Origin of the sequence: Leeuwenhoekiella sp. A2 (genome assembly GCF_047946655.1) — a bacterium.
Classification (GTDB): Bacteria; Bacteroidota; Bacteroidia; order Flavobacteriales; family Flavobacteriaceae; genus Leeuwenhoekiella.
This window is the reverse complement of the sequence record NZ_CP172311.1, coordinates 1,843,747-1,859,136: the sequence shown is the minus strand read 5'-3', so window position 1 is coordinate 1,859,136 and position 15,390 is coordinate 1,843,747. Positions and strand designations below refer to the sequence as shown.

11 protein-coding genes and 1 pseudogene are annotated in these 15,390 nt (G+C 38.2%); 6 read left to right on the top strand and 6 right to left on the bottom strand.

The features are described from left to right. Nucleotides 1-110: 110 nt before the first annotated feature. A pseudogene (locus ACH3PA_RS08335) lies at nucleotides 111-1,079 on the top strand (glycosyltransferase); the annotation flags it as partial. A gap of 39 nt (nucleotides 1,080-1,118) precedes the next feature. Here the strand turns inward: ACH3PA_RS08335 and ACH3PA_RS08330 are convergent. Continuing rightward, a complete protein-coding gene (locus ACH3PA_RS08330) occupies nucleotides 1,119-2,204 on the bottom strand; it encodes a sensor histidine kinase (RefSeq protein ID WP_416445265.1) in 1,086 nt (361 codons plus the stop codon). Further along, nucleotides 2,204-2,887, bottom strand: a complete 684-nt coding sequence (locus ACH3PA_RS08325) for a response regulator transcription factor (protein WP_416445267.1) — start codon at nucleotides 2,885-2,887, stop codon at nucleotides 2,204-2,206. The genes ACH3PA_RS08330 and ACH3PA_RS08325 overlap by 1 nt, the downstream gene beginning before the upstream one ends. A 162-nt stretch (nucleotides 2,888-3,049) precedes the next feature. On the opposite strand from ACH3PA_RS08325, the gene ACH3PA_RS08320 reads away from it, so the two are divergent. Continuing rightward, nucleotides 3,050-4,027, top strand: a complete 978-nt coding sequence (locus tag ACH3PA_RS08320; RefSeq protein ID WP_416445269.1) for an acyl transferase — start codon at nucleotides 3,050-3,052, stop codon at nucleotides 4,025-4,027. A gap of 130 nt (nucleotides 4,028-4,157) precedes the next feature. Here the strand turns inward: ACH3PA_RS08320 and ACH3PA_RS08315 are convergent, their stop codons facing one another. Together ACH3PA_RS08315 and ACH3PA_RS08310 are read right to left on the bottom strand one after the other, a co-directional pair. Continuing rightward, on the bottom strand, nucleotides 4,158-5,510 hold the full coding sequence (locus ACH3PA_RS08315) for a dihydrolipoyl dehydrogenase family protein (protein WP_416445271.1): 1,353 nt from the start codon (nucleotides 5,508-5,510) through the stop codon (nucleotides 4,158-4,160). 1 nt (nucleotide 5,511) lies between these two features. Then, nucleotides 5,512-6,297: an SDR family NAD(P)-dependent oxidoreductase gene (locus tag ACH3PA_RS08310; protein WP_416445273.1), complete on the bottom strand. Its 786-nt coding sequence runs from the start codon at nucleotides 6,295-6,297 to the stop codon at nucleotides 5,512-5,514. A gap of 143 nt (nucleotides 6,298-6,440) precedes the next feature. Here ACH3PA_RS08310 and mfd point away from each other — a divergent pair, with 143 nt between their 5' ends. The 3 genes from mfd (at nucleotide 6,441) to ACH3PA_RS08295 (ending at nucleotide 13,706) form a co-directional block, all read left to right on the top strand. After that, the gene (mfd, locus tag ACH3PA_RS08305) at nucleotides 6,441-9,842 is read left to right on the top strand and encodes a transcription-repair coupling factor (protein ID WP_416445275.1); all 3,402 of its coding nucleotides are present in this window, start codon (nucleotides 6,441-6,443) and stop codon (nucleotides 9,840-9,842) included. Nucleotides 9,843-10,522: 680 nt separating this feature from the next. Next, nucleotides 10,523-11,992 carry a DUF1800 domain-containing protein gene (locus tag ACH3PA_RS08300; RefSeq protein WP_416445277.1) on the top strand — a complete coding sequence of 490 codons (1,470 nt, stop codon included), beginning with the start codon at nucleotides 10,523-10,525 and terminating at the stop codon, nucleotides 11,990-11,992. Between the two features lie 7 nt (nucleotides 11,993-11,999). Then, a complete protein-coding gene (locus ACH3PA_RS08295) occupies nucleotides 12,000-13,706 on the top strand; it encodes a DUF1501 domain-containing protein (protein WP_416445279.1) in 1,707 nt (568 codons plus the stop codon). A gap of 70 nt (nucleotides 13,707-13,776) precedes the next feature. Here ACH3PA_RS08295 and ACH3PA_RS08290 read toward each other — a convergent pair whose 3' ends face one another. Both ACH3PA_RS08290 and ACH3PA_RS08285 read right to left on the bottom strand, forming a co-directional pair. Continuing rightward, entirely contained in the window at nucleotides 13,777-14,133 is a 357-nt protein-coding gene (locus ACH3PA_RS08290) for a YraN family protein (protein ID WP_416445281.1), read from the bottom strand. A gap of 16 nt (nucleotides 14,134-14,149) precedes the next feature. Beyond that, nucleotides 14,150-15,046 carry a S66 peptidase family protein gene (locus tag ACH3PA_RS08285; RefSeq protein WP_416445283.1) on the bottom strand — a complete coding sequence of 299 codons (897 nt, stop codon included), beginning with the start codon at nucleotides 15,044-15,046 and terminating at the stop codon, nucleotides 14,150-14,152. Between the two features lie 167 nt (nucleotides 15,047-15,213). On the opposite strand from ACH3PA_RS08285, the gene ACH3PA_RS08280 reads away from it, so the two are divergent. Next, complete coding sequence (locus ACH3PA_RS08280; protein WP_416445285.1) at nucleotides 15,214-15,381, top strand: hypothetical protein; 168 nt, start codon at nucleotides 15,214-15,216, stop codon at nucleotides 15,379-15,381. Nucleotides 15,382-15,390: the final 9 nt, after the last annotated feature.

Sequence of the window (15,390 nt, the reverse complement as noted above, 5' to 3'; positions counted from 1 at the left end):
GTTAATTATCACCTTTAAATTGCAAATATCTCGTTTTGATACATCAATTTTAATATTTTATTAAAATTAAGGAAACTTTCAAAATTTATTAGTGTTTCATATTTGCATTAATGCAAAAGAATAAGACTATCTTAGTTGCACCTCTTAATTGGGGTCTCGGTCATGCTACACGATGCGTGCCCATAATTCATGCTCTAAAAGCAGAAGGCTTTGATGTCATTATAGGTTCTGATGGCCCTGCGCTTGCTTTATTGATGAAAGAATTTCCTGCAGAGCAAACCATTGTTTTGCCTTCTTACCAAATAGAATATGCCAGAAAAGGCAGTAATTTTAAGTGGAAGATGCTTTTGCGCAGCCCTAAAGTTATGCGTGCTATAAATCAGGAGCGATTTATACTTAAAAACCTGGTCAAGGAGCAAAAAATTGACGGGGTTATCTCAGATAACAGACTTGGGCTTTACCATGATAAAATACCTACTGTTTTCATCACACATCAATTGCAGGTTTTAAGCGGAAATACAACAAAGCTTACCTCTGCTATCCATAGAAGGTACATAAAACGATTTGATGAATGCTGGGTACCAGACTTAGATGGAAAAATTAACCTAAGCGGAAAATTAGGTCACCCGGAACACTTTGAAATCCCCGTCAAATATATAGGGCCTTTATCGCGATTAGAAAAAATAGAAAAACAACAGCGTTATGATGTGATGGTTCTTCTGTCTGGACCAGAACCTCAACGCAGCGATCTGGAAGAGATTCTGCTACACGAATTAAAACATTATCGGGGCCAGGTACTCTTTGTGCGAGGCGTAGTTGAAGAAGAGCAGAAAAGTGAAACAAAAAATCACATTAAGATCTATAATTTTATGAATTCTCAAGATCTTAATACAGCCATTAACAGCAGCGCACTTGTTATAAGCAGATCTGGATATACTACAATTATGGATCTCGTGAAGTTAGGCAAAAAAGCTTTTTTTATACCCACACCAGGACAAACCGAACAGGAGTATCTGGCTAAACGTTTGATGAAAAAAGGACTTATACCTTACAACACGCAGGAAAAATTTAAACTCAAAGATCTAAGTAAGGTAAAAGTCTATAAAGGATTTGAAAGTCTAGCCAATAAGGTCATCGTTAACGAGGGCAGTTTCGGGAAGCTCTTCGGCCTTTTCGAGGGTGAACGAAAACTCAGATCCAACTCCAAAATCACTTTCTACATAAATCTTTTCGTCATGCGCTTCAATAATGTGCTTAACGATAGAGAGACCAAGTCCTGAACCTCCTTCTCTTCTTGAACCACTCTTATCAACGCGATAAAAACGCTCAAATAAACGTGGGATGTGTTCTGAAGAAATTCCCTCACCGTTATCGGTAACTCGTACAATAACCTTATTCTGAATTAGATTTTCTATTGATACTTCTGTGGTGCCATCCTGTTTACCGTACTTTAAGGAGTTTACGATCAAATTTGTAAGCAGCTGCTGTATGCGCTCCCTGTCTGCATTCACGTAAATGGGATCTTTGTAAATGGTATCAAAAGTAAGTGTGATGTTCTTTTTAGCAGCTTTCATCTCAAGCAACTCAAACGTATTTTCTACAAGGCTTACAATATCAAAATACTCATAGCGCAAGTTAAGATCACCCACTTCAAGTTTTGAGATCATGTCCAGATCACTAACCAGATAAATAAGCCGTTCTACCGCTTTTTCTGCTCTCTGGAGATATTTTTTCCTAACACTTTTATCTTTCATCGCTCCGTCTAGAAGCGTAAGTATGTAACCCTGTACTGTAAAAAGAGGAGTTTTTAATTCATGGGCAACATTCCCCATAAATTCTTTTCTATATTCTTCACGTATTTTAAGAGATTCTATCTCCAGCTTTTTGCTGGCAGCAAAGCGCTCTACTTCTTTTGTAAGGGTAGACATATCTGTAGTGATTTGTCCCCGTCTCAAGGTAGTAGAATCTAACAAAGAGACATCATCATAGATCTTTTTTACTCGTTTATAAATGAATCGCTCTACTCGTATTTGTAAAATAGCAAAGCAAAAAACAAAGCAGGAGACCCCTAAAATAACGGGAAAATACCACTTAAAAGCGCCCTGAGAGTACAAAAAAACGCTCAACAAGAGCGTTATAAACAAGGTTATATATAAAGAAGAATATGTTGCAAACCGATAAGATTTCTTAAAACTGGTAGACATTATACTACAAATTTATAACCTACTCCTTTGATGGTTTTAAATTTCTTATCTCCTATTTTTTCTCTTAACTTACGTATATGCACATCTATTGTGCGGCCACCTACAACAACTTCGTTGCCCCACACTTTATCAAGAATATCTTCTCTTTTAAATACCTTTCCGGGTTTTGAAGCAAGCAAAGAAAGTAGTTCAAACTCTTTACGAGGCAGTACCATCTCTTTCTTATCTTTTATGATCTTGTATTCTTCCCTGTTAATAATAAGATCTCCTATCTTAACGGTAGCATCTTTATCTGCATCTTCTTTAAGGCGTCGCAGTAATGCTTTCACCTTACTTACAAGAACTTTGGGTTTTATAGGCTTAGTGATATAATCATCTGCACCGGCATCGTAGCCTGCAACCTGAGAATAATCTTCACCACGGGCAGTAAGAAAAGCGATAATGGTCTCTGCATGATCAGGATTCTTACGTATAATTTCGCAAGCCTCAATCCCATCCATCTCAGGCATCATTACATCCATAATTATGAGATGTGGCTGACTTTTCTTTGCCATTTTTACAGCTTCTTTACCATTCTCTGCGGTAAAAATCTGGTATCCCTCGTTGGTGAGATTATATCCCACTATCTCAAGAATATCTGGTTCGTCATCAACTAAAAGAATCTTGATGTCCTTTTTCTTCATTATAGTGCTAATTTAATCTAGACGTAAATATACTATTTAATTGCACGTTCACATTAGACGGTCTTATTCATAACGTTTAAATAATCTGCCGCTTTAAAAGAGGCAGAGTAATTGATGTGCTTTCAGGCTAATTTTGAATAACTTTGCCCCGTTTTTAGCACCATGAATAACAGCGAAATTTTCAACATAAAAAACGAAAAGCAATTTGAGCAAATCGCACTGCAGGCTTTTGCTCATCAAATTAAATACAATAAGGTGTATGCAGATTTTTGCCGACTTATAAAAACCGACTTAAACACGGTAAAATCGGTTAAAAACATACCTTTTTTACCCATTCAATTCTTTAAATCTCATCATATAATTGCTTCTCAGGAACGCGCAGAAGTTATCTTTACCAGCAGTGGAACTACAGGCAGCCAGACCAGCTCTCATTATGTGACAGATGTCTCTCTTTATGAGCAAAGTTTTCTAGCAGGTTTTAAACACCATTATGGTAATATAGAAGATTACACGGTGCTTGCTTTGCTGCCTTCCTATCTCGAGCGCAGCGGTTCTTCTCTCATTTATATGGTAGATCGGTTGATAAAAGACAGCAAAAAACCAGACAGCGGCTTTTATCTTAAAGACCTTTTCGCTTTAAGCGAAAAACTAAAAAACCTCGATAAATCTGGTGAAAAAGTGCTTCTCATAGGTGTTTCTTTTGCCTTGCTCGATCTGGTTGAGAATTTCAACTTTAACCTGAAAAACACCATCGTAATGGAAACCGGCGGGATGAAGGGTCGCCGCAAAGAATTGGTACGAGAAGAATTGCATGAGATCTTACAAAAAGGTTTTGGCGTAAGCCACATTCATAGTGAATACGGGATGACAGAATTACTCTCTCAGGGCTATTCTACGGGTGGCGGCATTTTCACAACTCCGCCGTGGATGCGCATATTGATTAGAGATACAGAAGATGCTTTAAGTGCGCTGCCTAAAAATAAAACCGGCGGCATAAATGTTATTGATCTGGCAAACATAAATTCATGCCCGTTTATTGCAACTCAGGATCTAGGGAAAGAGATAGACTCTTCTCATTTTGAGGTTTTAGGCAGGTTTGATCAGGCAGATATACGCGGTTGTAATCTTATGGTTTTATAGTGTAAGATTTTTTAATAATATACGACTACCCTATTGAAGATTTTTCATAATGGATTTTGAAATTTTCAAAAATTAATTTGGTTAGTTAGTTTAAAAGACCCGATGTTTAAACGCATCGGGTTTTTATTTTTTAGACCATAGATTTTATGTCTGCGCCCCAACTGGGATACGTAAAAATCATTCCTTTTAAAGTCTCACAATCCAGTTTACCGCACATCGCCATGACAAACATATTGATCGTTTCGGCAGCATCCCAGCTTAACAAATGCGCTCCCAGCACCAGATTTGTTTTTTTGTCGATAAGGGTTTTGTAGGCATAGCAATTTTGGTTCATCCGCTTAGAATTGTACCAATGCGGAACGTTGGCTTCATTGACCTTAAAATCATAGCCTTTTTCACGCGCTTCCTCTTCATTTAATCCTACCGAAGCCAATTGCGGCTGTGTAAAAACCACAGATGGCATAGGCGGGAAATCTATTTCTGTTTTATTTCCATTTAAAATATTCTCTGAAACGATGCGTCCCTCTTGTGAAGAAAGCGGGGTAAGCGGTAAACTTCCGCTGTCAGAAACATCACCGCAAGCATACACATTGGGGTTGGATGTATTTTGCAAATAGCTGTTTACCGAAATTCCTTTTTTCGAAAAAGACACATTTCCCTTTTTCAGATCGAGCATATCGATAGACGGTACGCGACCCGCCGTATTAAAGACCAATTCGGCTTTTACTTCTACCGTTTTGCCGTCCTGCTCTGCGCTTACGCGAAAGTTTTTACGCAGCTTTTCTATTTCATTTACGCGGGCATTCAGGATAAATTTAATGCCAAGCCCTTCTGAATTTTCCTGCAAGTAATTGGCAAGATTTGCATCAAAATTAGAAAGGATCTGTGCTTCGGTATCAATTACCGTAACCTCTACGCCGCAGCGGGCGGCGATATGGGCAAATTCCATCCCAATATAACCCGCACCTATAAAAATCATCGTTTTAGGCAGTTTGGGCAGGTTTAAAAAATCATCGCTATGCAAAGCAAATTCGCGTCCCGTGATTTTTAATTCCAAAGGTTTCATCCCCGTCGCGATCACGATCTTCTTAGCTTTTATCGTTTTTCCTTCTACAGAAAGCGTGTTTTCATCCAGAAATTTAGGCGACTGATGATACATTTTTATTCCGGCTTCTTCCAGATCTCGCTCGGTGGCGAAAGGCACTGCGTCTGTAAATGTTTTTTTAAACTCCATCAAATCCTGCCAGTTGGCTTCTGGTGTATCTATAATGCCTTTACCTTTCAGGTCGCGGCTTCTTTCCAGCACTTCGGTGATTCCCACCAGCACTTTTTTAGGATCGCAACCGCGATTGGCGCAGGTGCCGCCATATTCTCTATTGTCTGCAATGGCGACACTCCAGCCAGCTTTCGCGCAAGCGTAAGCTACTTTTTTACCGGCGGTTCCGGTTCCTATTACAAAAACATCAAATTCTTCGATCGCCATATTACAGTATTATTTTTGCTACACCACCATCTACGCGTAAAGCTGCGCCGTTTGTTGCTGCAGACAACGGACTCGCAACATAAGCTACTAAATTGGCGACTTCCTGTGGCTCGATAAATCGCTGGATGATTGAAGTAGGACGGGCTTCATTAAAGAAATGTTCTTCGGCTTTTGCTTTGCTTGCTGCATCAGAGATATTGGCCATTTCTTTTACGCCTTCAGATAAAGTAGGACCGGGCAATACACTATTTACGGTAACATGGGTGCCTTTGGTCAATTCTGCGATGCCTCGCGAAACCGCTAATTGTGCAGTTTTTGACATTCCGTAATGAATCATTTCTTTAGGAATATTGATCGCACTCTCGCTGCTTATAAAAATAATGCGGCCCCAATCCTGCTCCAGCATATGTGGCAATAATGCCCGCGAAAGTCGCACCCCGCTCATCACGTTTACTTCATAAAAGTGGAGCCAGTCTTCATCAGGAATATCAGCAAAATCTTGTTGTTTAAAAATACCCACATTATTGACAAGAATATCTATGTGGCCTAGTTTTTTGAGCAGGTTTTCTATTTCTTCGGTTTTGCTAAAATCGCAGGTAATTCCGCTGATTTTTGCCTCATTTTCACCGTTTTTTAACTTAGCTAATGCATCATCTACCGAATCCTGACTGCGGCCATTAATAACAACTTCTGCCCCTTCATCTGCTAATGTTTTTGCAATTGCAAATCCTATTCCCTTAGTAGAGCCGGAAACAAAAGCCCGTTTATTTTTGAGTTGGTAGTCCATTTTTTATCGATTTGTAATTTTAGAAATGCATAATGTGCATTTTGTTTAAAATTAGGCAAGGCAACAAGGGCAGAGTGTTAGTAAAATGATAAAACTTATTTAGCTTTCGCGAAAGCAAAACAGAACGTATTATCTTTGCCGCAATGGGTAAGACCGTCATCAATTCGCATTTTGAAACGTCTTTGCAACTGCAAAAACTAGGGGAAGCTATATCCGGTTCCCAAAATCGTATCACGTTAAACGGCCTTGTGGGTTCTTCTTTATCCTTCACGCTGGCCGAAAGTTTTAAACAAACAGGCAAACCTTTTCTCCTTATCCTGAATGATAAGGAAGAAGCCGCCTATTATCTTAATGATCTCGAGCAACTGCTCAAGGAGGAAAACGTGTTGTTTTTCCCAGGGAGTTACCGCAGGCCTTACCAGATTGAAGAGATTGATAACGCCAATATCTTATTGCGGGCAGAAGTGCTAAATCGCATTAATTCGCGTAAGAAACCGGCATTGATTGTCACCTATCCCGATGCACTTTTTGAGCAGGTGGTTACCCGAAAAGAGCTGGAACGCAGTACACTTAAAGTAAAAATAAACGATAAGCTTTCGCTCGATTTTGTAAACGAAATGCTCTTTGAATATAAATTTAAGCGGGTCGATTTTGTGTCAGAACCGGGTGAATTTTCAGTGCGAGGGGGGATTATTGATGTGTTTTCTTTTTCGCATGATGAGCCGTATCGCATCGAGTTTTTTGGCGATGAGGTAGACAGCATCCGCACCTTTGATGTAGAAACCCAACTTTCTACCGGGCCGGTAAAAAAAATATCGGTAATGCCCAATGTAGAAAATAAGCAGCTGGAAGAAACCCGCGAAAGCTTTTTTAAATACATCGCTTCAGAAACGGTGGTTTTCACCAAAAATATCGAGCAACTTTCGGCCCGGGTTGATGCTAATTTCGCGAAAGCGGAAGAGGCTTTTGCCCAACTTTCTAAAGACATTAAGCACATTGCCCCCGAAGAATTGTTTTGCAGCGCCAAAATGATACGCAGGCAATTACTCGATTTTAAGCTGGTTACTATAAATGACAATTTACAAGGGCTTAAACCGGCCAAGGCTAGTAAAGACGCCATTGCCGTTAAGTTTAATACCCGCCCTCAACCTTCTTTTAATAAGCAATTTGATCTTTTGATCAAAGATTTGAATGAAAATCAGGAGGCCGGCTATAAAAATTATATTGCCTGTGTAAGTGAACAGCAGGCCAAACGCTTTCACCAGATTTTTGACGATGCCGAACTGGATGTCAAGCAATATGAAACGGTTACGCTTTCGCTTTATCAGGGGTTTATAGATGACGACTTGAAAATCGCGTGTTATACCGATCACCAAATTTTTGAGCGCTATCACAAGTTCACCCTTAAAAATGGTTATGCCAAGAAACAGGCCATCACCTTAAAGGAATTGACAAGCCTACAGGTAGGCGATTATGTAACGCATATCGATCACGGAATCGGGAAATTTGGCGGACTGCAGAAAATAGATGTAGAAGGTAAAAAACAGGAAGCCATAAAATTGATCTACGGGGAACGGGATGTGCTGTATTTGAGCATTCACTCCCTGCATAAGATCACCAAATATAACGGCAAAGACGGAAAACCGCCACAAATCTTTAAGCTGGGCAGTAACGCCTGGAAAAAACTGAAGCAGAAAACCAAGACCAAAGTCAAGGAAATCGCTTTTAACCTGATCAAGCTTTACGCGAAAAGGAGGTTGCAAAAAGGATATGCTTTTGGTCCGGATAGCCATATGCAACATGAGCTGGAAGCCAGCTTTATCTACGAAGATACGCCAGACCAAAGCAGCGCTACCGAAGCGGTAAAAGCCGATATGGAAAACGAGCGCCCGATGGATCGCTTGGTTTGTGGGGATGTAGGTTTCGGGAAAACCGAAGTCGCTATACGGGCTGCTTTTAAAGCGGTAGACAATGGCAAACAGGTTGCCGTGCTTGTGCCCACGACAATTTTGGCTTTTCAGCACCATAAAACTTTTGAAGAACGACTGAAGGATTTTCCCATCCGGGTTGATTATTTAAACCGTTTTCGCACCGCGAAAGAAAAACGGGAAACCCTGGCCGATCTGGAAGCCGGGAAAGTAGATATCATCATTGGCACACACCAGCTGACCAGTAAAAATGTAAAATTTAAAGACTTGGGGCTGCTGGTAGTAGATGAAGAACAAAAATTTGGCGTTGCCGTAAAAGACAAGTTGAAAACCATTAGCGAGAATGTAGATACACTTACCCTCACCGCTACGCCTATCCCGCGTACGCTGCAATTCAGTTTGATGGCTGCTCGTGATCTGAGTACCATCACCACGCCGCCGCCCAATCGCTATCCTATAGAAACACATGTCATTCGCCTTTCGGAAGAAAGTATACGGGATGCCATTTCGTATGAAATACAACGCGGCGGACAAGTATTTTTCATCCATAACCGTATCGAGAATATTAAGGAAGTCGCCGGAATGATACAACGCCTGGTTCCCGACGCAAAAGTAGGCGTAGGTCACGGGCAAATGGAAGGGAAAAAACTAGAGGACCTGATGTTGCGCTTTATGGACGGAGATTTTGATGTGCTCGTCTCGACCACGATTATAGAAAGCGGACTTGATGTACCCAATGCAAACACGATTTTTATCAATAACGCGAATAATTTCGGACTTTCAGACCTGCACCAGATGCGTGGGCGCGTAGGTAGAAGCAATAAAAAAGCGTTCTGTTACTTTATCACACCGCCCTATTCGGCGATGACCGAAGAGGCGCGCAAACGTATGACCGCACTAGAACAATTTTCTACCTTAGGTAGTGGTTTTAATATTGCGATGAAAGATCTGGAGATTCGGGGAGCAGGAGATCTGCTGGGCGGAGAACAGAGTGGTTTTATCAATGAAATAGGTTTTGATACCTATCAAAAAATACTCAATGAGGCTATTGATGAATTGAAAGAAAATGAGTTTGCCGAGCTGTATGCCGATCAAAATAATGCCGAAGACAAAGAATATGTGAAGGAAACGGTGATCGATACCGATTTCTCCCTACTGTTTCCGGATGATTATATCAACAGTATTACTGAGCGGCTAAACCTCTATACTGAACTCAACAACCTTAAAACCGAAGAAGAACTAGAGGCTTTTGAAACTCGGCTTGTCGATCGCTTTGGCGAATTGCCCACCCAGGCAGTTGATCTGCTCAATTCGGTACGCATTAAATGGATCGCAACGCATTCGGGTATTGAGAAAGTCACCATGAAGAAAGGTAAGCTTCTCGGTTTCTTTATTGCCGACCAGCAGTCTAAATTTTATCAAAGTCCGGGATTTTCTCGCGTGCTACAATTTGTACAAACCCATTCTCATCGGGTCACCTTAAAAGAAAAACAAACCCGAAGCGGCCTGCGCTTATTGCTTAGCGTACCCGGGATAACATCTGTAGATAAAGCCTTAAAAGTTTTAGCCCCTTTGAAAAAAGAGCAAAAAGTCGCTGTAGAGGTCGAAAATCGCTAAATAAGGCTAAAAATCAGGAATTTTCAGTTGTTTATTTTTTCGCTTAAAGCGAAAGAAGTCCTATTTTCAAATAAAAAATTCCATATTTCATCTATATTCTTCAAGTTGTAGAAAAATTCTACACTTTCTATGGGGATTCCACACTTCATCTACACCCCACAACCGATTGCTTACACATTAAAATTAACCTTAACACCTCCTTAACAAAGGACATAGCTTATTTGTTATGGAATTCGTAAAAAATGGTACGGTTATCTCATGCCACTTGAACAAATAACATAGAATATTAAACTAACAAATCCAGATAATTCTCAAAATCAAGCTACCCTATGAAAGCACATATACTCACTTCTGGAAATAGCAAAGAAACCGCTATTTTCGACCTTCAAACAACTCATATACAGACTTATAATTCTCATTTTTTTGACAATTTGGAATAATAACTGCTGCTTCTTTCAACAGCCGATTCATTCACCTATAATCAAATTTTCAAATTTTCTTCAGGATATGAGAGACCTTCCTAGGTTCTATCAAAACTCGAGTGATCATTTAACAAATTGATTCAAAAAAAATTAACATTCGCCTGTTGTGTCAAATAAACTATTTCAAAATTTAATTTTTAAAACGCCTAATTTAAAATTCGGCATACTCCATAATCAAATTTATAAGGGAAATAAGCTATGACGATAACTTCACCCATCACAAAACCGGCACTGTCAGAATACAATCCATCCTCCGCACGCCCTTGGAATGAATACAGAGCCAAACACTTTTATAGAAGACTAGCATGTGGTGCTCCGCAATCAGTAATAAATATAGCCTTACAAAAGGATCCCAAAACTCTCGCTTCGCAGTTTGTAAAAGATGCTATTAATAAACCCAACACTCCTGCACCTAAATGGGCTCATTGGGCTAATAAAGATTTTAATAACTATTGGAATGATAGTAGTACCTACAGATACGATTTAAGAAGAAAAACAATAGAGCATTTTATGAAAGACGGTCTAAAAGGCCGACTTGCTCTTTTCTGGATGAATCATTTTGTAACTGATATTGATACTTATAAACATGCTCCTTATATGTATCAATATTGGAATATTCTTCAAAAACATTCTATAGGAAACTTTGAGGACTTTGTACGAGATATTGGGAAAACACCGGCAATGCTTTATTACCTTGATGGTTTTTATAATACAAAAAATAAACCCAATGAGAATTATGCCCGAGAACTATATGAGCTTTTTACGCTGGGAGCTAATCATGGTTGCACACAATTTGATATAAAAGAAACAGCGAGGGCCTTAACAGGTTATACACATGTTGATTCAATAGGCGCCGACGTTGAGTTTGATCCAAACGATTTTGATAATACTAATAAAAATTTGTTTGGACAAGTCAATAAATGGAACTACGGCAATGTTATTACAATTCTCTTTCAGAAAAAAGGGAGGCATATTGCTAAATTCATAGCTGAGAAATTATATAAATACTTTGTTTGCCCGGAAGTTGACAAAAAAGTAGTTCAGGCCATGGCCGATGTCTTCTTTGAAAGCAACTATGAAATTGCTCCTATGCTCGAGCAGTTATTTCGTAGCGAACATTTCTTCGATGACAGTGTTATAGGTACTATTATTAAGAGTCCGTATGATCTGCTTTGCTCTTTTCTAACGGAGGGTAACTTTAATTACAAGGTCGATCACAATGATAAATCTGTAATGGAAACTTACAATTATATACATTATGTCACTACAGGTTTAGGACAAAGAATTTACAAACCGATAGACCAAAAAGGTTGGCAGCGAGATGAATCTTGGCTAACAGGGAGTTCAATCATATATAGGATGAAAAGCATAGATGACTTGGTCATGAGATTGCGTGCATACCAAAAGAATCAATTATTAGACTTTGTAAAAAACATAACTAATAACAGTAGTGACACGTATTATATAGCTAAAACTTTTCTTGACCATTTTGTAAGTAAACCTTTAAGCCAACAAGATTATAAAACTGCAGAGGTTGTCTTAAGGTGGCAAGTACCTGAAAATTACTACACACGTGGCAAATGGAGTCTTTACTGGAACTCTGCAGAATATCAGGTTCTAATGCTTTTTAAACACTTATTGACAATACCCGAATTCCAACTTAAATAACAAACCTATGTGTAATTCTAATAATAAATCACACCTAAGTAATCATAGCTTCAAAGTAAAACATGACGCCCAACATGAAAAATGGAATAGACGATCTTTTATGCAAATGCTGGGTCTTGCAGGAACAGGGACAATGATGTTGGGTGGTTCTAATTTAACCACCGCATCCCCTTCCCCTCTAGTCGATGCAATAAGTAATAGTGAAAGCGATAAAATACTATTACTTGTACGTTTAAAAGGTGGAAATGATGGTTTAAATACTATAGTACCCTTGTATGATTATGATGTATATGCTAAAAAACGCCCTACAATACGCATAAAAGAAAATAAACTTTATAAGCTATCAGGTGATTTTGGTATGGATTCTTCCCTAAAATCATTCCAGTCTTTATGGGGAGATGGTAAAATGCAGATAGCGCATGGAGTAGGATATGCTGACTATACAATGTCTCATTTTGATGGTTCTGATAATTATTCAACTGGGATGGCAATTAAAGCTAATAGTGGGTTTTTAGGACGCTATTTTGATAAAGAATATCCAGATTATTTGATAAATCAGCCTAAAAACCCACCTGCTATTCAAATAGGTAGTGTTGGTGATTTAATGTTTGAAGGAGTAGACACTAATTTTGCTTTCACCGCCACAGATGCTAACCAACTTCAGAACATAGCCTCAATGGGTGACATGTACGATGTAAAAAACTTACCGAATTCAACTTATGGAAGGAAATTGGGATATGTAAGAGGTCTTATGAATAGCACTATGACCTATGCAAAGGTTATCCACAAGTCTTACTCATCAAGCAGAAATCAAGTTAACTATGGCAATGACAATTTTGCTAAACAATTAGCTATAATCGCCAGAATCATAAAAGGGGGGCTAAAAACCAAGATTTTCTTTGTAACAATAGATGGTTTTGACACCCATGCCAATCAGGTTGACATCCATAAAAAACTTATGACTGACTTATCAAATGGGATGAAAAACTTTTACGATGACCTTAAAATGACTGGAGACGATAAAAAGGTATTGACTCTAACTATTTCGGAATTCGGGAGAAGACCAGAAGAAAATGGCTCCAAAGGCACAGATCATGGAGCAGCTTCTACGTCTATGTTGTTTGGACCAGGTCTTGAAGGCAGTGGTTTTATAGGCAAACACCCAGATCTAAACAAAACCGACGATAAGGGAAATCTAAAATACACTACTAATTTTAGAAATCTTTATTCTGCACTACTAAAAGATTGGTTATGTATAAACCCTTATCTTGTTGATACATTGTTTCCAGAAAGATATGTTCTGGCCACGCCATTAGGCCTCACTTGCAACAGCACAAAATCTTATTCAAACAATAGTGTAAGTAGTAAATCATTAAATTCAACTTCGACAAAAAGTGACACCTTTACAGGAAAAGAAAATAATCTTGCTGTTGAAGATGAATTTGCTTTTGAAAATGGTTTTACTCATACACCTACATATAGAGGGTCAGATACATTTATTGAATTTACCCTTAATAGTACAGCTAGAATAAGAATAGAACTTTATAATTTAGTAGGACAAAAAATATCTACAATTGTAGATGAAGTAACATTTGGCGGCAGCCATAAAATAGATGTCAAAAGTAGAGTAAACTCCCAGACGGGTCCTGGTGAATATATTTATACTATTAAAACTGGAGATAAGCGATATAGTAAAATTTTAATGATAAAATAAAAAGCAGCTTTTTGACTAGTAAAACCTCCTTTTTAAGGGGGTTTTTTAGCTTATTTATAATATATATTTTTCAGAAATGATAGAAAGCGTTTTTAAAGTGGTCAAGACTTTCATGGTTTTTATTTTTTAAAACCGCAATAACATCAAAGCGTGCCTCAACATCAAGATCATGGGAGATTATATACTCATTAGCAGCTTTTACAAGGAGCTTAATTTTAGCTTTGCTTACAAAATCCTGAGGGTCACCAAAAAAATTAGAGTTTCTAGTTTTGACCTCAACAATAACTAATTCATTTGCTTTTCTTGCAATTATATCAACTTCGGCTCTGTCATAAAACCAATTGCGCTCTAAAACTTCATAATCGTTCTTCAATAGATAATTTACAGCATATTCTTCACCCCATTTGCCAAGTTCATTATGATCCATATAAAAACTTCCCTAATTATTGAAAATCAAGCTCAACATTTTGAGGTGTAACTTTGAGCGTAGCCACAGCTCCCAGAATTAAAGTTCTGTTATCCTCGAGATGCCCTGCAGGAAAATCAAAGCAAACTGGATAATCATAACCCTTAACAGCATCAAGTATAATTTCCTGAGCATTTTTGCCGAAAGGAACTGTATTGTCATGCATTTTTGTTAGTCCGCCAACAATAAGTCCTTTTAAATTCTTCAGCATGGGATTCCTTTTTAGATTCACCATCATACGGTCTACATGGTATAAATATTCATCAAGGTCTTCTATAAATAATATTTTACCCTCTGTAGTAATCGCAGAAGAACTACCACATAGTGAATACAAAATTGAAATATTACCCCCAACAACCTCTCCCGTACCTTCACCTAACCTGTTAAGTGGAGATTTATCTATGCTATAATTTATCTTTTTTCCAAAAATCGCGTTGACGAAAGAGTTTTTAGCCGCTTCTGTATTGTTATTCAGATCATAAGGCATTATAGAATGAAGTGTTTGAACTCCCAATTTATGTATATGACTGTGCAGAACGGTAACATCTGAATACCCCATTAACCATTTTGGGTTTTTAACGAATTTATAAAAATCTATATTATCTATAATTCGCACTGTACCATAACCTCCTCTGGCACACCAGACGCCTTTAATAGAAGGATCATTAAACATTCTTTGAAGATCATCCTGACGTTGATAATCACTGCCGGCATATTGATCATCTTCCATGCCAATGGTATGGCCTATAACAGGCTCTAGTTTTAATGCGATTAAAAAATCAATTCCAAATTGAATTTCTGTAAGTTTTATCTTACGAGCCGTACTTAAAATACCGACTTTATCACCCTCTTTTAGGTTGTTTGGCTTAATCATTAACAAAATTTAACATTTCTGGTTAAAAAAAAACTAAAATTCATGATTCCTGTTAAAAGAGAATGCATACCTTGCAAGTCCCTAACAAGTAATAAAATACATTTAAGTAACCCCTAATCTACTTAATTATGTTAAAATTAATTTCAGCGTTCCCTAACGCACCCCTTATGAAAATTTCTACGGATACCTACGCCGCAAAAAACGATGCTCTTCTGCAGTTAGATAATCTTATACCTACAGGTTTATCTCAAAATCAGGACAGCTTTTATCCTCTCATTAGATGGATAAACAAATCAAGTGCTAACCTCAAATTCTGTTTAATTAGTAAAAACTAATTCCCAAAG

Coding starts and splice junctions, on each gene's coding strand:
- ACH3PA_RS08330 (WP_416445265.1), bottom strand. CDS start 2,204: ATGTCTACCAGTTTTAAGAAATCTTATCGGTTTGCAACATATTCTTCT.
- ACH3PA_RS08325 (WP_416445267.1), bottom strand. CDS start 2,887: ATGAAGAAAAAGGACATCAAGATTCTTTTAGTTGATGACGAACCAGAT.
- ACH3PA_RS08320 (WP_416445269.1), top strand. CDS start 3,050: ATGAATAACAGCGAAATTTTCAACATAAAAAACGAAAAGCAATTTGAG.
- ACH3PA_RS08315 (WP_416445271.1), bottom strand. CDS start 5,510: ATGGCGATCGAAGAATTTGATGTTTTTGTAATAGGAACCGGAACCGCC.
- ACH3PA_RS08310 (WP_416445273.1), bottom strand. CDS start 6,297: ATGGACTACCAACTCAAAAATAAACGGGCTTTTGTTTCCGGCTCTACT.
- mfd (WP_416445275.1), top strand. CDS start 6,441: ATGGGTAAGACCGTCATCAATTCGCATTTTGAAACGTCTTTGCAACTG.
- ACH3PA_RS08300 (WP_416445277.1), top strand. CDS start 10,523: ATGACGATAACTTCACCCATCACAAAACCGGCACTGTCAGAATACAAT.
- ACH3PA_RS08295 (WP_416445279.1), top strand. CDS start 12,000: ATGTGTAATTCTAATAATAAATCACACCTAAGTAATCATAGCTTCAAA.
- ACH3PA_RS08290 (WP_416445281.1), bottom strand. CDS start 14,133: ATGGATCATAATGAACTTGGCAAATGGGGTGAAGAATATGCTGTAAAT.
- ACH3PA_RS08285 (WP_416445283.1), bottom strand. CDS start 15,046: ATGATTAAGCCAAACAACCTAAAAGAGGGTGATAAAGTCGGTATTTTA.
- ACH3PA_RS08280 (WP_416445285.1), top strand. CDS start 15,214: ATGAAAATTTCTACGGATACCTACGCCGCAAAAAACGATGCTCTTCTG.